Consider the following 20,895-nt stretch of genomic DNA (forward strand, 5'->3'; position numbering starts at 1 on the left):
AGTCCCTTCTTAATCCGTATGCTGATTCTAATATAGCACATGGCTCATATCAATATAATCAATTTTGCACAGAAAAACGGCTTTATGTACTATATAATATACCATTTGTCACTTGTGAAAACGCTGTAATTTTTTTACGCTAAGATTGTAACAATACAGCTTCATATAGGAGGGAGAACATGAAAAGAACGTGGAACGTCTGTTTAACAGCTCTGCTTAGTGTTCTGTTAGTCGCTGGAAGTGTCCCTTTTCACGCGGAAGCTAAAAAACCGCCCAAAAGCTACGATGAGTACAAACAAGTAGATGTTGGAAAAGACGGCATGGTTGCGACCGCACATCCTCTTGCTTCTGAAATCGGTGCTGATGTGCTGAAAAAAGGAGGAAATGCTATTGACGCAGCGGTTGCCATTCAATTTGCACTCAATGTAACAGAGCCGATGATGTCAGGTATTGGCGGCGGCGGTTTTATGATGGTGTATGACGGAAAAACGAAGGATACAACGATAATCGACAGCCGTGAGCGTGCTCCAGCAGGCGCAACTCCTGATATGTTTCTGGACGAAAACGGAAAAGCAATACCTTTCTCTGAACGTGTAACAAAAGGTACTGCCGTTGGTGTTCCAGGCACTCTGAAAGGGCTGGAAGAAGCCTTGGATAAATGGGGAACCCGTTCGATGAAGCAATTAATTACCCCTTCTATTAAACTCGCTGAAAAAGGCTTTCCGATTGATTCTGTGTTGGCAGATGCCATTTCTGATTATCAGGAAAAACTTTCACGGACTGCCGCAAAAGATGTATTTTTACCAAATGGCGAACCGCTTAAAGAAGGAGATACCCTTATTCAAAAGAATTTGGCTAAAACATTTAAGCTTATTCGCTCCAAAGGCACTGACGCTTTTTATAAAGGAAAATTCGCCAAGACGCTTTCTGACACTGTCCAGGATTTCGGCGGATCAATGACAGAAAAAGATTTAGAAAATTACGACATTACAATTGATGAACCGATTTGGGGAGACTATCAAGGCTATCAAATCGCTACTACTCCTCCTCCAAGCTCCGGCGGTATTTTCTTATTGCAAATGCTGAAAATCCTTGATGATTTTAACCTTTCACAATACGATGTCCGCTCATGGGAAAAATATCAGCTGCTTGCTGAAACGATGCATTTGTCTTATGCCGACCGTGCGTCTTACGCAGGTGATCCCGAATTTGTAAATGTTCCTCTCAAAGGCTTGCTTCACCCCGATTATATTAAAGAACGCCAGCAATTAATCAACCTAGATCAAGTGAATAAAAAACCGAAAGCCGGTGACCCTTGGAAATACCAAGAAGGATCAGCAAACTATAAACAAGTTGAACAGCCGAAAGACAAAGTAGAAGGCCAAACAACCCACTTTACAGTTGCTGACCGTTGGGGAAATGTCGTTTCCTATACAACAACAATCGAACAGCTATTCGGAACCGGTATTATGGTCCCTGATTACGGTGTTATTTTAAACAATGAATTAACGGATTTTGATGCGATACCAGGCGGAGCTAACGAAGTACAGCCAAACAAACGGCCTTTAAGCAGCATGACCCCGACGATTTTATTTAAGGATGACAAGCCTGTCCTCACTGTTGGATCTCCTGGCGGGGCCACAATTATTTCATCCGTTTTGCAAACCATTCTCTACCACATTGAATATGGTATGGAATTAAAAGCAGCTGTTGAAGAGCCGAGAATTTACACAAACAGCATGAGCTCTTACCGTTACGAAGACGGAGTTCCTAAAGATGTCCTCAGCAAGCTAAACGGCATGGGCCACAAATTCGGCACAAGTCCAGTGGATATCGGAAACGTGCAAAGCATATCGATCGACCATGAAAACGGCACCTTTAAAGGTGTAGCTGATTCAAGCAGAAACGGAGCGGCGATCGGCATTAATTTAAAACGTAAATAAATAAAAAAACTGTACTCGCTTCAAATGAGTACAGTTTTTTCATGCAGATCTTTAATAACAACGGGCATTGCTGATGCTCTGTATCCCTGATTGCAATCCAAAATGACAGAATGATGACTGCTTCTTTGACAAAATCTTTATTCTGCTAATGCACGTCTATCTTCATCTTTTCATTTCGTTTATCTCATCAAGAAATGTCTGAAACGCACTCGTAATAAAAAAGTCTTTCCTGTATATAAAGACGATCTCTAAGTCTTGATATGCTGGTGGCAATTGATGAATCCATACATTTGTACGATGCTCGGAGCAGTCAACAGAGGACTTTGGGAGCAGCGCCGTACCCATCCCGGCGGAAACACCTTTTATAATAGCCTCCAATGTGCCAAACTTTATGATTTTTTGATTGTCTATGCCTGCTTCCTCTAGTAATCTTTTGACCCTGTCACGATGAGAACAGCCAGCCCCAAAAAAGAGCATCGGCTGCTGAAGCATGTCTTCTGCCGTCCCTTCTCGTGATGAAATCAAAACTAATTCATCATGGGAAACATGGAGTTGTCTAACTGCAGCGTGTTCAACCGGCCCATATACAAAAGCGCCATCAACTTTATGATCAAGAACCTGTTGAATCAAATGATGCGTATCCGCTGTGTTCACTGATAAATCCACTTCAGGAAAACGCCTGAGGAAGGATGCTGCATGCTCAGGCAGATGCGTTACCGCCGTCGTTTCCAGTGATCCGATCCGCAAAGGCCCTTTTGGTTGCCTGCTCATACGGGTCGATTTTTCAGCTTTGTCTAACAGCGATAATACTTGATCTGCATATTGTAAAAGATTTTCTCCTGCAGCAGTCAGCTTCATCCCCCGATTCGTTCGATGAAAAAGCCTGATATTCAAATCTTCCTCAAGGTTATGCACTCTGGCTGTCACATTCGACTGAACATAATTCAGCATTTGGGCTGCTTTCGTTATGCTTCCTTCGCGAGCAACAGCCTGAAAAATCTTTAAATCTCCGCTTTCCACGCGCTCTCACCTGCTTGCTATGATGAAAAGTGATATTGGCTATCATATTTGTTCATTTTACTCGAAGAAAACCGCTATGTAAAATATGTAAAGATATGAAAATACAATTCAATGAGGAGGCAGACAGCATGAAAGCTGTAATTCACAACGGAAAAGCCGGCCTTCAGGGGTTATCAGTCGAGGACGTTCCATCAACAAAGCCTGGATACGGAGAGGTAAAGGTTAAATTAAAATCCGCGGGCCTGAATCATCGTGACTTGTTTCTTATGAAAAACAAATCGGAACAAGATCCTCACATGATACTGGGTTCTGACGGCGCGGGTATCATCGAAGAGATTGGTGAAGGCGTGAAAAATGTTACTGTTCAGACAGAAGTAGTCATTTTCCCGACATTGAACTGGGATTTAACAGAGAATGTACCACCTGTACCTGAGATTCTGGGAGGTCCTTCGGACGGAACACTTGCTGAATATGTGATCATTCCTTCACAAAATGCAATCAAAAAACCTGCTTATTTATCTTGGGAAGAAGCGGGCGTTTTACCTTTATCCGCTTTAACTGCATATCGGGCTCTGTTTACAAAGGGGCAATTAAAAAAAGGCGAGCATCTATTGATACCCGGCATCGGCAGCGGTGTGGCAACCTATGCTTTATTTATGGCTAAGGCGATTGGGGCAACAGTAAGCGTGACCTCCCGCAGTGAGGAGAAAAGAAAAAAGGCGCTGCAATTAGGTGCTGATTACGCATTTGACAGCTACAGCAATTGGGATGAGCAGTTGCAGGGAAAAAAGGCGGATGTTGTTCTTGACAGCATAGGACCTGCCCTCTTTTCGGAATACTTCCGCCATGTAAAACCAAATGGCCGTATTGTCAGCTTTGGGGCAAGCTCAGGGGATAATCTCAGTTTTCCGGTGCGTTCTCTATTCTTTCCTCAGGTCAATGTTTTGGGAACCTCGATGGGAAGCGGTGAGGAATTTCAAGCTATGCTCGCTTTCATTAACAAACATAAGCTGCGGCCTGTAATTGACCGGATATATCCTTTAGAAAAAGCATGTGAAGCATATAAAAGAATGCAGGAAGGCAGACAGTTTGGAAACATCGGGATCGTAATGGAATAAAAAAAGAAACCGGCTGGCAGCCAGACCGGTTTCTCTTATATGATAATCCCCTTTATTTACGGAAGAACTGAACTCCCCATCAAATATCGATCCACTTCACGCGCCACTTCACGGCCTTCATTAATCGCCCATACGATTAAGCTTTGGCCTCTTCTTGCATCCCCTGCGGCGAATACACCATCGATATTTGTTTGATAATCCCCATATGCTGCACTGATTTTGTTATTTACAGAATCAACACCAAACTGTTTCAACAGCGGCTGTTCTGTGCCTTCAAAGCCGATAGCGATAAAGACAAGCTGAGCAGGCCATACTTTTTCCGTTCCAGGCAGCTCGCGGAACTCGTATTTTCCATGCTCATTTTTCACTTTTTCCATTTGGATGGTATGAAGCTCTTTCAGCTTTCCGTTTTTATCCGCAACCATTTTTGTCGTTTGAATGGAGTATTCTCTCGGATCTCTTCCGAATTTTGCTTCTGCTTCCTCGTATGCATATTCAAGCGTAAAGACGTGTGGCTGTTCAGGCCACATATTGTCATTCGTGCGGGCTGGCGGAAGTTTCGGGTGTTTGCCGAATTGGTGCACGCTTTTGGCTTTTTGACGCAGAGCAGTAGCCACACAGTCAGCTCCTGTATCTCCGCCTCCGATTACGATGACATCTTTCCCTTTGGCATCAATGAATTGCTTGTCTTTAAAATTAGAATCTAAATAGCTTTTTGTTGCAAGTGTCAGGTAGTCCATCGCGTAATGGACTCCTTTTGAATCGCGTCCTTCAATTAAGAGGTCCCGCTGTTTTTGAGCGCCTGTGCATAGGATCACAGCATCAAATTGCTCCTTTAGCTCATCAGCTGTAATGTCAACACCGATTTCTGTGTTCGTGACAAAATCAATTCCCTCTTGCGTCAGCAATTTAATTCGGCGTTCTACAATGCCCTTCTCAAGCTTCATGTTTGGAATGCCGTATGTTAAAAGGCCGCCCGCTCTGTCTGAGCGCTCAAAAACAGTGACAGAATGCCCCGCTTGATTCAGCTGGTCAGCACTCGCCAGTCCGGCTGGGCCCGACCCGACGATAGCAACTTTTTTGCCTGTTCGTTTTTTTGGAATTCTAGGTTGAATCCAGCCGTTCTCAAATCCTTTATCGATAATGGTCCGCTCGATGTTTTTAATTGATACGGCCGGGTCTGAAATCGCTAAAGTGCATGATCCTTCACAAGGAGCGGGACATACCCGCCCTGTGAATTCAGGAAAGTTGTTTGTTTTCAACAGACGTTCCAATGCTTCCTTCCATCTGCCCCGGTAGACAAGATCATTCCATTCAGGAATTAAGTTGTAAATCGGACAGCCGGATGTAAATCCGTTAATGTCCGCACCGATCTGGCAAAACGGTGTACCGCAATCCATACACCGCGCCCCCTGCCGTTTCGATGCTTCTTCTGAAAAAGGAGCAGAATATTCTTTCCAATCCTTTAAGCGAGTGAGAGGGTCCCGCTCCGAAGGTTTTTCTCGTTTGATCTCCATAAATCCAGTTGGTTTCCCCATGTTCCTCTCCCCTTCCTTACTGTACTACCGCTTGTTTTTGTCCCGATGCTGCTGTATTCTGCTTTGGCTTCGTGTTGGCCTCAAAAGCGAACATGATGGCTTCTTCATCTGATAAACCTGCAGCTTTTTGCTCTTGGATGCTTGCAAGCATTTGTTTATAGTTTTTCGGAATGACTTTGACGAATTTTTTCACACTGTCTTCCCATTGATCAAGCAAATCTTCTGCTTTTTGGCTGTTTGTATATGCAGTATGTCTTTCAAGCATTGCTTTGATTTGCTGGATTTCTTTCTCGTCCTCTAATGATTCAAATAAAATCATCTCAAGGTTGCATTTGCGTTTAAACGCTTTGACATCTTCGGCCAGTACATAAGCGATTCCGCCGGACATACCTGCCGCAAAGTTTTTGCCTACATCACCGAGAACGACAACGCTGCCGCCAGTCATGTATTCACAGCCGTGGTCGCCAATACCTTCTACAACTACGTTCACACCGCTGTTTCGAACGGCAAAGCGTTCACCAGCACGTCCGTTAATATATGCTTCTCCGCTTGTCGCACCGTAAAAAGCCACGTTGCCGATAATGACATTGTCATCCGAAGCAGAGTTGAATCCTTCTGGTGACTTGACGATGATTTTTCCGCCAGAAAGCCCTTTTCCGACGTAATCATTTGAGTCTCCGTCCAAATAAAGCGTCATCCCTTTAGGAACGAAAGCTCCAAAGCTTTGGCCGGCTGATCCGGTAAAGTGCAGCTTGATTGTATCTTCAGGAAGACCTTCTTCTCCGTAACGCTTTGAGATTTCACTGCCGGTTATCGTTCCGGCTACACGATTTGTATTATTGATTTCAATCGAAATATCAGCTTCTTTTCCAGATTCGATGGCTTCTTGTACAGCCGGGAGAATTGTTGTGATATCAAGCGATTGATCAATTTTATGATTTTGCGGCGATCGGAACGTCCGCACCCCTTCAGGCTGATAAAGAAGTGTAGACAAATCAAGCTGGCTTGCTTTCCAGTGCCCCTTCGCCCGTTCACTTACATGAAGTACATCAGTGCGGCCGATCATTTCATCAAATGTCTTGAAGCCTAACGTAGCCATGTACTCACGAACCTCTTCAGCAATGAACAGCATATAGTTCACAATATGGTCAGGATCCCCCATGAACTTTTTGCGAAGCTCTGGGTTTTGTGTCGCTACACCGACAGGGCATGTATCCAAATGGCAGGCACGCATCATGACACAGCCGAGTACAACTAACGGAGCCGTTGCGAAACCAAATTCTTCGGCGCCGAGCAAGGCAGCCATCACAACGTCGCGGCCCGTCATGAGCTTTCCGTCTGTTTCTAATACAACACGGTCACGAAGTCCGTTCAGCATTAGTGTTTGATGTGCTTCTGCAAGGCCAAGCTCCCACGGAAGCCCTGTATGTTTAATACTGGTTTTCGGAGAAGCGCCTGTACCTCCGTCATAGCCGCTGATCACAATGACATCTGCAGTCGCTTTGGCAACACCTGCAGCGATTGTTCCTACACCTGCTTTTGACACCAGCTTTACGCTGATTCTTGCGTCACGGTTGGCATTTTTCAAATCGTGGATCAGCTGGGCTAAATCCTCAATCGAATAAATGTCATGGTGTGGCGGAGGTGAGATTAATCCGACACCTGGCGTTGACCCGCGGACATCGGCAACCCATGGATATACCTTGTTGCCAGGAAGCTGACCGCCTTCACCCGGCTTAGCACCTTGAGCCATTTTAATCTGCAGCTCATCAGCATTGACGAGGTAATGGCTTTTGACACCAAACCGTCCGGATGCAATTTGTTTGATCGCACTTCTTCTATCATCGCCGTTCTCATCTGGAACAAAGCGTTTGGGATCTTCTCCGCCTTCACCGCTGTTGCTTTTTCCTCCAAGACGGTTCATTGCGATTGCTAAAGCTTCGTGCGCTTCCTTACTCAAGGACCCGAATGACATCGCACCCGTTTTAAAACGTTTGACAATCGATTCAGCGGATTCAACCTCCTCCAACTTCAAAGGCTTGCGGTTTCCGTCAAATGCGAACAAGTTCCGCAAAAATCCGATGCGTTCTTCATCAGCCGCTTTTGTATACTGTTTAAACAGACTGTAATCATTTCTGCGGCACGCCCATTGCAAAGTATGAATCGTTTTCGGATTAAAGGCATGATGCTCTCCGCCATTTCTCCATTGGAAGTCACTTCCCGGTTCAAGCGTTTTGCTGTAATCATCCTGATACGCTTCCCGGTGGCGGCGCTGTGCCTCTTCTGCAATTGTTTGTAAATCGATGCCGCCTAGCTGTGATGCAGTACCTGTGAAATAGCGGTCGATCACATCGCGGCTGATTCCTACCGCTTCAAAGATTTGGGCGCCTCTGTAGCTTTGCACAGTTGAAATTCCCATCTTGGACATCACTTTTACGACGCCCTCAGTAATGCTTTTTCCATATTTGCTGACCGCTTCTTCATAGCTGATATCCAAACGGCCTTCATCAATTTCCTGCTTGTAGGTCGCATAAGCGAGATAAGGGTTAATCGCATCTGCGCCATAACCGATTAACGCTGCAAAGTGATGCACTTCACGTGCTTCTCCCGATTCCACAATAATGCTGACCTTCGTACGCAGCCCTTTGCGGATTAAGTGCTGGTGCAGCGCGCTTACTGCCAGAAGCGGCGGAATTGGTGTCAGTCGTTCGTTCATCTTTTTGTCTGATAAAATTAACAAACTTACGCCTTGGCTGATGGCTTTCTCTGCTTGTGTGAACATGTCCTTTAATCCGCGTTCAAGATCCTCTGAAAACAGCACATCAATTTTTTGGCTTTTTAAATCTGGATGAACAATCGTTTTCAATGCGTAAAACTGTTCATTGGATAAAACAGGTGTATACAGTTTAATCCGGCGAACATTTCGTTCACTTGGATGAAGAAGATCGCCTTCCGCACCGAGCCAAGTCATCGTTGAAGTGACAAGCTGCTCACGAATCGCGTCGATTGGCGGGTTCGTTACTTGTGCAAACAGCTGTTTAAAGTAGTTAAACAGTGATTGCGCTCGGTCAGATAGTACAGCAAGCGGAGCGTCATTCCCCATTGAACCAAGGGGATCTTTGCCTTCTTTAATAACAGGAATTAGATACTTTTGGATATCCTCATATGTGTATCCGAATGCCTTCTGGCGAGTAAGAAGATCACTAAATTGTTCTTCTTCTCTTGACTCCGGATCAGGATTTACTTGTACAAGCTCTTCTTCAAGCCATTTTTGGTACGGATACTCAGTTGCAATTTGTGTTTTGACTTCCTCATCGGAGATAATACGGCCTTCTTCCAGGTCGATTAAAAGCATTTTCCCAGGCTCAAGGCGGTTTTTATATAAAACGTTCTCCTGTTCAACTTCAATAACGCCTACTTCAGATGAGAAAATAATATAATCATCTTTTGTGACATAATAACGGGCCGGACGGAGACCATTCCGGTCAAGGATCGCCCCGATTTGTTTACCGTCAGTAAATGAAATGGCTGTCGGTCCGTCCCAAGGCTCCATCAGGGAGCTATGGTACTCGTAGAACGCCCTTTTTTCCTTGGACATATGCGTATTTTCCGTCCAAGGCTCTGGAATGAGCATCATTGCCGTATGTGCCGGTTTGCGTCCAGCCATCACAAAAAACTCAAATGCGTTATCCAAAATGGAAGAGTCACTGCCGTCAGCATTGAGAATCGGCAAAATCTTGTTTAAGTCCTCACCGAAGCTTTCAGAAACAAATTGCTGCTCACGTGCTCTCATCCAGTTGATATTTCCGCGAAGGGTGTTAATTTCACCGTTGTGAACCAAATAGCGGTTAGGATGCGCTCTTTCCCATGTAGGGAATGTATTGGTACTGAAGCGTGAATGAACAAGCGCAAAAGCAGAAACGAATGCTTCGTCTTGCAGATCCGAATAAAATGCATCAACCTGTTCAGGTGTTAAAAGGCCTTTGTAAACAATGGTCTGGCTTGAAAGACTGGCAAAATAAAAATCAAGACCTTCCGTTACTCCCCAATTTTCAGCCTGTTTACGAATGACATACAATTTTCGTTCAAAAGATAAATTGTCCTTTAGATCAGAATTTGCGCCGATAAATACCTGACGGACAAACGGACAGCTTTTTTGCGCCACTGTTCCGATTTTTCCGACATTTACAGGTACAGTTCTCCATCCAAGAACGACTTGGCCTTCTTGTTCAATCAGTGCATTGATTTGCTTTTCAATTTTTTTTCTTTCATCTTCTTTCTGTGAGAAAAAGACCATTCCTACCCCGTAACGTTCTTTTTCTGGCAGATTGATGTCTTTGCACTCTTTTCTAAAGAAAGCATCAGGGATTTGAACCAGTAAGCCGGCTCCGTCTCCTGTATCCGGATCACTGCCTTGCCCTCCTCTATGGTCTAGCTGGCAAAGCATCTTAAGTCCTTGTTTGACAATGGCGTGAGTCTGCTTGCCCTTTAAGTGTGCATATAGGCCGATTCCGCATGCATCATGTTCAAATTCAGGACGGTAGAGACCTTGAGCTTTTGGCATTTGATTGTACGTCATAATTTCTCTCCCCCGATCAATTTCCGATAATACCGGTCATAAAATCTAACAACTCTATAATCATTGTAGGTTTTCAAAACGATATAAACAATATATAATTTAGATCAAAAGAATCTCAAAATGAGATAGATGGATGTGAGACAAACATGGAGCTGCGCCAACTGCGTTATTTCATGGAGGTGGCTGAAAGAGAACACGTTTCAGAAGCCGCTGATCATTTGCATGTGGCCCAATCAGCAATCAGCAGACAAATTGCCAATCTTGAAGAAGAATTAAATGTGACCTTATTTGAGCGTGAAGGGAGAAATATCAAACTCACGCCAATCGGAAAAGAATTTTTGATTCATGTGAAAACGGCGATGAAAGCCATTGATTATGCGAAAGAGCAAATTGATGAGTATCTTGACCCGCATCGCGGAACGGTAAAGATCGGCTTTCCTACAAGCCTCGCCAGCCAGCTTTTGCCGACTGTCATTTCAGCGTTTAAAGAAGAATATCCGCACGTCGAATTTTTGCTGCGCCAAGGCTCCTATAAGTTTCTGATTGAAGCTGTCAGAAACCGCGATATTGATCTTGCCTTATTAGGACCGGTGCCGACGAATTTCTCTGACATAACGGGAAAAATATTATTTACTGAAAAAATTTACGCGCTTGTTCCATTAAATCATCCGCTTGCTAAACAAAAAACGGTTCATTTAATCGATTTGCGCAACGACCAATTTGTATTGTTCCCGGAAGGATTTGTACTTAGAGAGATGGCAATCGATACTTGCAAACAAGCAGGCTTTGCTCCTCTCGTTTCCACGGAGGGTGAGGATTTGGATGCTATCAAAGGGTTAGTGTCCGCAGGAATGGGCGTTACCCTTCTGCCTGAAAGTACTTTTGCTGAAACAACACCTCGTTTTACTGTGAAAATTCCAATTGAGTTCCCTCAAGTAAAACGGACTGTCGGAATCATTAAACCGAAAAATAGAGAGCTTGCGCCTTCCGCGAATGATTTTTATGAGTTTGTCATTCAATTTTTCTCTAAGCTGGAGCAGTATCAATAAAAAAAATGAACCCGAGCTTCTATATAGAAGCTTCGGGTTTTTTTCTGCAAATTAATTTACAGGTAAAGAAAAATCCACATGGCAAACAAATGCTTCTTGATCAATTAGAGCTCTGTTTGTCAGTTCCTTGTTCTTTTCCGGTTCTTGAAGCTGTACAGAAGAGTAATTGACGATTCCAAGGCCGATTTCCGTCCCTTTTGAATCCATTAGCCGAACAACTGAACCGCTTTTAAATTTCCCTTTAATCTTCTGTACACCGTCTAGGTATAAACTCGATTGGCCGTTTGTTATTTTTCGTGAACAATCATCTGATAAAATCATTTCACCTTCCGGACCGGAATTAAAAGCGATCCATTGCTCCTTTTGATTCAACGGAAGCGTTCCTTCTGCTTCAAAATAGGTGCCTTCCGCCTGTTCATGAACGGCGTGATATAAAATATCGCCGACATCTGCCTGACCTAGGAAACCTTTAATGCCAGACGCCATTACGATTTTAAACGCATCAAGCTTAGAGCGCATGCCGCCGGTGCCAACGATGCTTCCAGTGTCACCTGCGCATGCTTCGATGTCAGGTGTTATTTCACTCACCCGCTGTATCCTTTTCGCTTCTGGATTTGTGCGCGGATTGCCGTCATATAATCCGTCGATATCTGATAAAATCACAAGCATATCTGCATCAATCAATCCTGCGACTTTTGCTGCGAGCGTATCATTGTCGCCAAACTTGAGCCGATTGACGGTAACTGTGTCATTTTCGTTTATGATCGGGATGATGCCGCGCTCGAGCAGTACATTCATTGTATTCCTGACATTGTTGTATCGATATTCATCAGAAAAATCGCTTCTCGTAATTAAAATTTGGGATGCGACATAGCCGTGTGCCAAAAACAGCTTTGAATAAGCCTCCATCAGCAATCCCTGGCCGATTGAAGCTGATGCTTGTTTTTCTGGAAGCTTCTCGGGCCTTTGGATAAATCCGAGCTTCCGATATCCCGCCGCCACTGCGCCTGAGGAAACCAAAATCACTTCATAACCGGCGTCTTTGAGTTTGACGACCTGGTCGACCAGCGCTTCTAATTTACGAATGCTGATTTCTCCATGAAGGCTTGTTAATGAACTGCTTCCAATCTTCACAACGACTCTTTTCATGCTTGTATCAGGCGTCACTTTATCACTCCTGATAGCGGCGCTGCAGTTTTTTCGATATCTTCGCTGATTTCCTTTGAACGCTTAGCAGCATGCTTTATTGCTTGAGAAATCGCTTCTCCGCCGCCGCTCTTTTTCAAGGCTTGCAGCCCCGCTGCTGTCGTTCCGTTCGGTGACGTGATATTATCTCTTAAGATCTCAGGATGTTCTCCTGTTTCCATGAGCATTTTTGCGGCACCTAAAAGTGTCTGTGCGCCGATGCTTCGAGATAACTGTTTATCGAGGCCCGCTTCCTCGCCTGTCTTTTCAATGAATTCCATTAAATAATAAAAATACGCGGGTCCGCTGCCTGCAATTCCGGTGAATATATCCATTTGATTTTCTTGGATTGTATAGACTTCGCCCATGCATCGGAGCAATGCTTCGGCCAGCTTCTTCAGGTCTTCCGACACATATTTGCCAAGGGCAATAGCTGTTGCAGAAGCGCCAATCATACTGGAAGTGTTGGGCATCACTCTGACAACCGGCTGTTCATTAAGCAATGATTGTTCAATAAAAGAGGTAGTTATGCCGGCAAGGACCGACAATATTAATTGATGGGGTTGAATACGTGATTTTAGTGATGACAGAGCGTTTTCGGCGTCTTTTGGCTTCATTGCCAAAATGAGCACATCCATGTCTTCGATACATAGTTGGTTCGGCAAGGCGCCTTTAATGCCATATTGAAGTTCAAGTTCAGTTAATCGCTCTGTATTGCTGCGGTTTGTAACGCAGATGTTTTGTTTCGGGATTTTGTTGGCACGAACGATACCTGATATCATTCCTTCCGCCATAGATCCTGCTCCTATAAAGGCTACTTTCTTTTGATCAAAGATCGGTAACATCTCCTTTGTTCGCTTTTTTGTTCGCATTTTCACACGTTTAAAATGTTACCACGTGAGGAAATGATGTCAAGTTTGAAGGTCATCATTGATTTGTATTGTTTCTTTTCGACAAATATGTATAATGAAAAGCAGAAAACACCCGGTTGACACTGCTGCGCCGGGTGTTTGTTTCTATTAAAAATTATCTGAGAGGGCTTTTTCAATCAGTTTTTTACAGCGATCCAGCTCTACCTTCAGCTGTTTTTTATATAGCTTGGCGGCTTCGTAATCTTTAAATTGATAGAGGACGACTTCCTGGAGCTTAGCCCCTTCTTTTTTTACTTTAATTTGTTTTAGTATCCCGTCATCAAGAAGCTCATGCAAAGACCGGTATACTTCTGTATGATTTGGTTTAAAACCAATCTCTTTAAATTCAGACCGAAGTACTTCAAGCAGCTTTAACCCATAGAGTCTCTCTTGCTCTGTCATCGTTATCATATAAAGCTTCAAAAATGCGCGCTGTTTCACTAAAAAGCCTGTTGAACTCCTTTTTTCTTCTTTCATCATATGCACTCCTTCTTCTGTCACTGACAACACTATGTACTAAATATTCAATTTTCTTTTATTGTTTTCCTTTTTTATATTAAAGACTGATAGTCCAGTCATTTCATGTTTACTGATTATAGGTGTAGCGGAAAAAATAAATTTCGACTGAACATTTGGTACATAGTTTTCTTAGTTCTATTATAGCCTGCATTCACTGCTATCTTCAATTTAAACGATTGCCAGGGTTTACATATCTCATTTTACCGGTACGGATTTCACTCAAATAAACAAATAAAAAAACCTGTCGAAAGACAGGTTTTCATTTTTACGGATTTGTTGACCATAATCCCGCTGTTTTGATGAAAATACGAGGATCTAATTTCAATTGTGCCACCATGTATTCAGCAAGATCCTCAGGCTGCATCACTTTTTCAGGATTACCGTCTGTCAAGTTCAATTCGATAGACATATCACTAGCGACAGTGCTCGGCGTTAACGCGCTGACTCTGATATTATGTTTTCTCACTTCTTGCATAAGAGACTCTGTTAACCCTAGAACGGCAAATTTAGAAGCGCTATAAGCACTTGTTACAGCAGCTCCTCTTTGGCCCGCTGTAGACGAAATATTAATGATATCTCCGGCTTTGCGTTCGATCATTTCCGGAAGCACCGCGCGAGTCACATGATACACACCCATTAGGTTGACTTGTATAATATTTTCCCATTCATCGGCTGACAGATCTAAGAAACCGCCAAATTTGCTGATTCCCGCGTTATTAATGAGAATATCGATATCACCAAGCTGTTCTTTCACTTGAGCGACGGCTTGGTTAACCTGCTCGGCATCTTTTACATCTGCAGCAGCAAATGCAGCTTTTACACCAAGCGCTTTGACTTCTTCTGCCACTTTTTCAACATTTGCGGCAGTCCGGCCGATTAACCCAATATTTACGCCTTCTTTCGCAAGAGCAAGAGCTGTAGCACGGCCGATCCCTCTGCCTCCGCCTGTGATTAAAGCGGTTTTATTTTGTAAACTTTGCAATTGAAGCACCCTTTCTTTGTTTACCTATGTACGATATCACATTATAAGTAGAATAAATCCAATACGCAAATCAAACGAACTGTGCAATCATCATTTCTTTGGATTAAAAAAGCGGAAACAGGGTAATGACAAAAGAAAAAAGGAGTGAACATATGGTTATTGTTTATATCAGCCTGGCAGTATTGGCTATTTCTATCATATTTTTAGGGTTTAATGTGATCCAAAACAAGAAAAAAATAGACCCCGCACTAAAGGAGCTCACTTCTGTTACGCAGGCTATGCAAAAACAAATCGAGGGATTAAAAACAGAAGCAGAGCTGCTGACGCAAAAACAAAAGAAGATTCAGCATGATGTCCAAATGAAAAAATACGCGTTTCAGCAGACAGCAGCTGAAGTGAAAGAAGTTCCCCAAGCAGTCAAAGAGGTGTGGCAGGCAGGACATTTTAATAGCAGATAAGGATGAATGAGATCCCGTTGTTACGATCAGAATGGACAAATGGGATCTCATTTTTCGAGGAGGCTTACACATGATTATAAACCGCAGCTGCTTAAAAGAGTTCGCAGAAAAACTACATTCTCTTCCCTCTTCACTTACAAAGTCCGATTTACTTACTGATCCATTTCGTCTCCATCAAGAAAACGAACTTGGCATCTACTATTCACCTCATAATGAATTTATCAATCGGGATGCCTCGCTTGTGATTGCCGGGATCACGCCTGGTTTTTCCCAGATGAAGACAGCGTACGAAACAGCCGCCGAAAGCCTGCGGCAAGGCGGGACTCTTGAGCAAATGGTAGTAGACACAAAAATAGCAGCGGGTTTCTCCGGATCGATGAGACATAACCTTATTACCATGCTGGATTTATGCGGGCTGCCACAGGCTTTCGGCATTCAAAGCGCCGCGCAGCTTTTTGGTGACTTACGGCATATGCTCCATACAACTTCCGTTATTAAATATCCTGTCTTTATCCAGCAAAAAAACTATACCGGATACAAACCGGCCATCACTCGCTCTCCTATCCTAAGCACCTATGCTTTTGATCACTTCCCTGCGGAGCTCAATCATGTGGTGGGGCCAGCTCTTCTTATTCCGTTAGGAAAAGCCGCCGAAACAGTATGTGAAACCTTGATCAGACAGTACAGACTCCAGAATTTGATTTGCCTTAGCGGCTTTCCCCACCCATCAGGCGCAAACGGCCATCGTTTAAAACAATTCGCCAAAAACAAAGAGCAACTAGAAAGACAAATTCATTCTTTTGCTTCCTCAGTTTTGAATTTTCTATAGAAAAGAGGAAATAAAAGGGATATGATAAACAGAAACAAACGTGGGGAGTGGTTGAATGTTTCCTGTTTTAGAAACGGAGCGGCTTACACTTAGACAAATGACAGATCAGGACGCGGAAGCCATTTTTGCTTGTTTCTCAAACCATGAGGTGACACGCTATTACGGACTTGAAAACCTGGAATCTATAGAACAGGCCATTTCAATGATTCAAACGTTTGCTGCCCTCTATCAAGAAAAACGCGGTATACGGTGGGGAATTGAAAGACGGGACACTAAAGAACTGATCGGAACAATAGGCTTTCACGCTCTGGCCCAAAAGCATAGGCGTGCAGAGATCGGTTATGAAATCATCCCAGCGCATTGGCGAAACGGCTTTGCATCAGAAGCCATTTCAGAGGCTGTCTCCTACGGGTTTACTTCCCTTGGCCTGACGCGTATTGGCGCAGTTGTATTTATCCAAAATAAAGCATCAAATCGACTGCTTATAAAAATGGGATTTCAAAAAGAAGGCGTTTTAAGACAGTACATGTATCAAAATGGGACTCCAAATGATACAAATGTGTACTCTATTGTGAAACCAAGAGAATGACGGTATTCTCTTGGTCTGTGCCACATCCCTTTTCCTTTAAAAAGATAAAAAGCGACCCTCAAACAGGGCGCTTTCTAATTAAGATGCATATTGAGGAGATGTTTCCTCCTTAACTGCTTTTTCCTCAGGTATATGAATACATTTTGTCAAGACCGCACTTGCAAGGTAAAGGGCCGCAAAGATCCAGACGACACCTTGCGCGCCGACGAGACCGATGAACAGCCAAGCGAGTGCAGGGCCGACAAACGCTGATAAACCTGCAGCTAAATTCAATACAGACATGGCTGCCCCTTTATCTTTTCCTGCCACCGTCGGCACAATTGCACCAATCGGCACATAGCCTGCCAGCAAACCGCCCCAAATAAAGCCGATCACGCTGACAACCGCTAAACTTCCGCCGGAGAAAACAGGTGCGTAGTATAATAAGACGGTGAAAATGCCGCAGCCGACTCCGCCGAACCAAATAACAGTATTTTTCCAGCCGAATTTATCGCCGACAATACCGAAGATAAGGTTAAACACAATGTTCCCCAGGAAAATCGTTCCCCAAATTTGCAGCCACACATTGGTTGAAATTCCATGCTGGGCCATGTGCATCGGCAAAAAGACTGGAAAACCATATGTACCAATGCTGTTGATGATTCTGATGATTCCGCCTGTAAGCACGCGCGGATTTGTAAATAGAATCGTAACCCCTTTTAAAAGCTCCTCGGCTGTTTCTGATCTTTTTCTTTTCTTCTTTTCAAAACGGTCTTTATTGATAAACAATGCAAAGAATGCACCGAGACATACCCAGAAAATAGAGCTCCAAAGCGTATTCAAATAACCGAACGCTTTGATCGCGTAGCTTGAGTACCAAGCGCCGAACACAAACATGCCGAGGCAATATGCAATCCAAAACCAGCCGACAGCAGTGCTCAGTTTGCTTTGCGGTGTTCTGTAAATGACCCATGTCAAGAAAGAATAAGCAAAAAGCGGGTAACCTAACCCTTTTACGAAGTAAGTCACATACATCACTGGCAGGTTCAGCTGTTCAAATCCAAATACGATAAAAGCAGCTGTACCGATCACATAAAACAACAGCCCCATAAACATCGTTCGTTTTGCGCCAAATGCTTCGAGACATACACCCGAAAACCAGGAAGCTATGGCAAGCGCAATTCCGTATATACTAAAAATGGAAGCGGACTGCTGAACGGTGAGCCCGTTTTCGATCAAAAAAGGACTGAGCCAGCCTTGTTCAAGGCCATCTCCCATCATAAACAAAACAACCCCTAAAAATCCCCAGGCAAGCCGCTTCGGTATTCCTATTTTATCCAACATATCTGTCTCCTCCTTAGATGCTATTATTCATTACCGTATTACCTTATTAAAGTTGAAAATTAAATGATTCCTCAAAACAGCAGAAATGCCGCCTTAAATTAATACTTTGCTTTCTGAACCTGAAAAAAAGCGCTGTGTTTGCTTCCATTTCTCATATAAAGCCAATTCTGTCTGACAGTCCTTCGGTTCGATCACCCGGACATTTGCTGACATCTCCTCCGTTAATTGAAAGGTTTCATTGCAAATGACTGCAGCACCAACCACAGATGCCTGATGATATCCCTCTTGGACATAGACCTTTTTTTGAAGAAGATCCGCGATATATTGAGTGAGCGCTTTACTTTGGAATCCCCCTCCGCACACCCAAACATAGTCACGTTCAAACGGAGTAACCTCTGTTAAAATGTCAAAGTTCCATTTGATTGAAAATGCGATCTCTTCTAGCGCTGCACGTACAAAATGTGCCCTCTTTAAATGTGCTGACAGCGGGGCATCAAAAAGAAAACCGCCTCTCGTTAATGCATTCTTTTCAGCCGATAAATAAGAGCCGAGAGCCGCTACACATGCATGGTCTTCTTTTGCAAGTGCAGAAATCTCCTCCTCCATTACTTCGTACGTTTCATTCGGATAAAAAATCTGTTTTAATTTTTGATAATTCAATCCGGTAATTCCCGGATTCGTTTCCACAAGCCAATGCCCTTGATCTGCATGACAGTTCAGCCAGGCTTTATGTTTTGTGTCGCCATGATCCTCAGTAATTTTGGTTATTGGCGTTGTTGTCCCTGATACAATGACAATGTCCTCAAGTCCAGCTCCGGTGCTTTTGACAGCCAGCTGTGTATCCCCGCCCCCTGCTATAACCTTAGCATTTATTGAAAGGCCTAATTCGGATGCATATTCATTTGCTATCGTTCCAATTGCTGTTCCCGCTCTTACAAGAGGCGGAAGGATAGATGGAGAAAAGCCGAATATGTCGCACATCTCTTCTGACCAAGTGTTTTGCTTCACATCAAACAGCAGGGTTTCTGTTGCCTGTGATGGTTCATATGTTAATCTTCCGCTCAGTTGGTACGTCACCCAATCACTGATGCTTGTAAAGCTTGCAGTCTTTTCCCATAAAGAGGGCTGGCGCTGTTTTAATCCATAAAGCTTGAGCGCAGAAAAAAGTGCGGTTGGCAGGCGGCCTGTGCGGCTGTATATCTCTTCCCGATCGGGAATGCCCGCCTCCCACTCTCGGCCGCGATTATCGATGTTCGGCAGCCCGAGAAAAGGATTGCCGTTTTGATCAATCAAAACAATCCCCTGTCTTTGGCTCGTCGATGTCAAACCAATGATGTCAATATCACACGAACGGGATAGCGCACGTTTTGCCAAATTCATCACCTGCTTCCACATCACCTGAGGAGAAAAATAACGGCTGTCCGGGTAAAGCGTCTCTGTGGAATACACGATGTCCTCCCGTTCAACTGTTAAAACACTGCCGGTTACACTCACGACCGCTACCCTCGCATTGCCTGTGCCAATATCAAAAACAAGATAGCCTTTTTGTTTTTTCATTCTGTTAGCCTCCTTTCTTATACCCCTGTTTTCAGTTCGTCCTTGTTATACATTGTCGGAATATTAAGAGTTTTTTCACCCTTCCACTTTTTGAGGGCTTTATTCAGTATCGTCACGTGATGATCCTCCACTTCAAATGTTGCTCCAGCGAGATGCGGTGTTGCCAGAACATTAGGCAATGAAATCAATTCATAATCTGATTCCTCTGGAGGTTCATGATAAAAAACGTCTAATATCGCACCTCTGATTTTATGTTCTTTTAATACAGATAAAAGATCTTCACGGTTTACAACAACTGCTCTTGAAGTATTGACGAAAATCGCACTCTGTTTCATCAGATCAAAATACTTCCGATCAATAAGTCCAAGTGTTTCCTCAGTACGAGGCAGATGGACAGAAACGATATCACTGTCTGAAAACACCGTTTTAAGAGATACTTTTTCATACAGCGGATGATCGTCTTGAATGAATGGATCGTAATACTTTATTTTACAGTCAAACGCAGTCAGCAGTTTTGCAATCCTTTGGCCAACCGCCCCGAACCCAATCATGCCAACCGTTTTTCCTGTTAATTCATTTCCTTTAAATTTGACATATGCCTGCAGGTAATCACTGTTCCACTTTCCATCCTTCAGCCATTGATTCGAGACGCTGGTATGGCGCAGAAAGGAAATCACATTTCCAATAAACATTTCAGCAACGGCTTGTGCATTCCGCCCTGGTGTATAAAAAACAGGTATGCCTCTTTTTGAGGCAGCTGCCACATCCACATTGGAGGGCATTCCCCTGCAAACACCGACAAATGAAAGTTCGGGAACAGAAGCAAATACGCTGCCTGTTACCTGATCAAGTTCAGTAATCAAGCCTGTCGAATTTGTTGCTTTTAGCAGCTGAATGAGTTCATCCTCCCGATATGCCCGGCCTTGTTCCTTCCAAGATTGATAAGCAACTGAGCCAAACAAGTTTTCTAGCTCTTTTCGTCCTTCTTCGTTGTACGGTGCTGTAACCAAAACCGTCATGGTGCAAAACATCCTTTTCATCGTATTTTTCATAAAAAAAATCTCTTTCCGAAGATGGAAAGAGATTCATATATAGGCGCGCTCTGTTACAGGCAGACGCCGGTATAAACCTTGCTTTCCTATCTTTCAAGCTGACGCTTGCTGGAATTGGCACAATAATGTTGCCGAGGTTTCATAGGGCCAGTCCCTCCACCTCTCTGGATAGAAAATGTTGAGTATGTAATTTTCAGAATAAAGAATACGTTTATCATAAAGAAGTCTCAGATTGATGTCAAT

The 20,895-nt window shown here is 43.7% G+C and carries 15 protein-coding genes, 1 pseudogene and 1 riboswitch; of the genes and pseudogenes, 6 read left to right on the forward strand and 10 right to left on the reverse strand.

What is annotated here, in order from left to right; translation table 11 throughout:
* Positions 1-179: 179 nt before the first annotated feature.
* Positions 180-1,943, forward strand: coding sequence for a gamma-glutamyltransferase (ggt, locus tag MHB62_RS09810; protein WP_032721967.1), 1,764 nt, complete (start codon positions 180-182; stop codon positions 1,941-1,943).
* Between the two features lie 162 nt (positions 1,944-2,105).
* Here ggt and yofA read toward each other — a convergent pair whose 3' ends face one another.
* Positions 2,106-2,963 (reverse strand): LysR family transcriptional regulator YofA, encoded by an 858-nt coding sequence (gene yofA, locus MHB62_RS09815; protein WP_032721968.1) that lies wholly within the window; start codon positions 2,961-2,963, stop codon positions 2,106-2,108.
* A gap of 128 nt (positions 2,964-3,091) precedes the next feature.
* Here yofA and MHB62_RS09820 point away from each other — a divergent pair, with 128 nt between their 5' ends.
* Entirely contained in the window at positions 3,092-4,081 is a 990-nt protein-coding gene (locus tag MHB62_RS09820) for a zinc-binding dehydrogenase (protein ID WP_032721969.1), read from the forward strand.
* A gap of 56 nt (positions 4,082-4,137) precedes the next feature.
* On the opposite strand, the gene gltD is transcribed toward MHB62_RS09820, so the two are convergent.
* Entirely contained in the window at positions 4,138-5,619 is a 1,482-nt protein-coding gene (gene gltD / locus MHB62_RS09825) for a glutamate synthase small subunit (RefSeq protein WP_032721970.1), read from the reverse strand.
* A gap of 16 nt (positions 5,620-5,635) precedes the next feature.
* Positions 5,636-10,198 (reverse strand): glutamate synthase large subunit, encoded by a 4,563-nt coding sequence (gene gltB / locus MHB62_RS09830; protein WP_032721972.1) that lies wholly within the window; start codon positions 10,196-10,198, stop codon positions 5,636-5,638.
* A 146-nt stretch (positions 10,199-10,344) separates the two neighbouring features.
* Between gltB and gltC the strand changes: the two genes are divergently transcribed.
* A complete protein-coding gene (gltC, locus tag MHB62_RS09835; RefSeq protein WP_004399246.1) occupies positions 10,345-11,247 on the forward strand; it encodes a glutamate biosynthesis transcriptional regulator GltC in 903 nt (300 codons plus the stop codon).
* A gap of 51 nt (positions 11,248-11,298) precedes the next feature.
* Here the strand turns inward: gltC and proB are convergent, their stop codons facing one another.
* The 4 genes from proB to MHB62_RS09855 all read right to left on the reverse strand — a co-directional run bounded on the left by proB (position 11,299) and on the right by MHB62_RS09855 (position 14,844).
* Entirely contained in the window at positions 11,299-12,414 is a 1,116-nt protein-coding gene (gene proB / locus MHB62_RS09840; protein WP_015714042.1) for a glutamate 5-kinase, read from the reverse strand.
* Entirely contained in the window at positions 12,411-13,304 is an 894-nt protein-coding gene (gene proC / locus MHB62_RS09845) for a pyrroline-5-carboxylate reductase (protein WP_080287616.1), read from the reverse strand. The genes proB and proC overlap by 4 nt, the downstream gene beginning before the upstream one ends.
* Before the next feature lie 147 nt (positions 13,305-13,451).
* On the reverse strand, positions 13,452-13,820 hold the full coding sequence (gene rtp, locus MHB62_RS09850) for a replication termination protein (RefSeq protein WP_003220337.1): 369 nt from the start codon (positions 13,818-13,820) through the stop codon (positions 13,452-13,454).
* A 307-nt stretch (positions 13,821-14,127) separates the two neighbouring features.
* A complete protein-coding gene (locus tag MHB62_RS09855; protein WP_032721974.1) occupies positions 14,128-14,844 on the reverse strand; it encodes a 3-ketoacyl-ACP reductase in 717 nt (238 codons plus the stop codon).
* Positions 14,845-14,996: 152 nt separating this feature from the next.
* Between MHB62_RS09855 and MHB62_RS09860 the strand changes: the two genes are divergently transcribed.
* The 3 genes and pseudogenes from MHB62_RS09860 (at position 14,997) to MHB62_RS09870 (ending at position 16,720) form a co-directional block, all read left to right on the forward strand.
* Positions 14,997-15,302, forward strand: a complete 306-nt coding sequence (locus MHB62_RS09860; protein ID WP_032721975.1) for a DUF948 domain-containing protein — start codon at positions 14,997-14,999, stop codon at positions 15,300-15,302.
* 70 nt (positions 15,303-15,372) lie between these two features.
* A pseudogene (locus MHB62_RS09865) lies at positions 15,373-16,145 on the forward strand (hypothetical protein).
* Positions 16,146-16,186: 41 nt separating this feature from the next.
* Complete coding sequence (locus MHB62_RS09870) at positions 16,187-16,720, forward strand: GNAT family N-acetyltransferase (protein ID WP_032721977.1); 534 nt, start codon at positions 16,187-16,189, stop codon at positions 16,718-16,720.
* 78 nt (positions 16,721-16,798) lie between these two features.
* Here MHB62_RS09870 and MHB62_RS09875 read toward each other — a convergent pair whose 3' ends face one another.
* The 3 genes from MHB62_RS09875 to MHB62_RS09885 form a co-directional block, all read right to left on the reverse strand.
* A complete protein-coding gene (locus tag MHB62_RS09875) occupies positions 16,799-18,043 on the reverse strand; it encodes an MFS transporter (RefSeq protein WP_003231439.1) in 1,245 nt (414 codons plus the stop codon).
* Between the two features lie 93 nt (positions 18,044-18,136).
* Positions 18,137-19,600 carry an FGGY-family carbohydrate kinase gene (locus MHB62_RS09880; RefSeq protein ID WP_032721980.1) on the reverse strand — a complete coding sequence of 488 codons (1,464 nt, stop codon included), beginning with the start codon at positions 19,598-19,600 and terminating at the stop codon, positions 18,137-18,139.
* Positions 19,601-19,617: 17 nt separating this feature from the next.
* Entirely contained in the window at positions 19,618-20,652 is a 1,035-nt protein-coding gene (locus tag MHB62_RS09885) for a 2-hydroxyacid dehydrogenase (protein WP_032721981.1), read from the reverse strand.
* A gap of 83 nt (positions 20,653-20,735) precedes the next feature.
* Positions 20,736-20,827, reverse strand: a riboswitch (SAM riboswitch).
* Positions 20,828-20,895: the final 68 nt, after the last annotated feature.

This window comes from Bacillus sp. FSL K6-0255, assembly GCF_045040725.1.
In the GTDB taxonomy this organism is placed as follows: domain Bacteria; phylum Bacillota; class Bacilli; order Bacillales; family Bacillaceae; genus Bacillus; species Bacillus subtilis.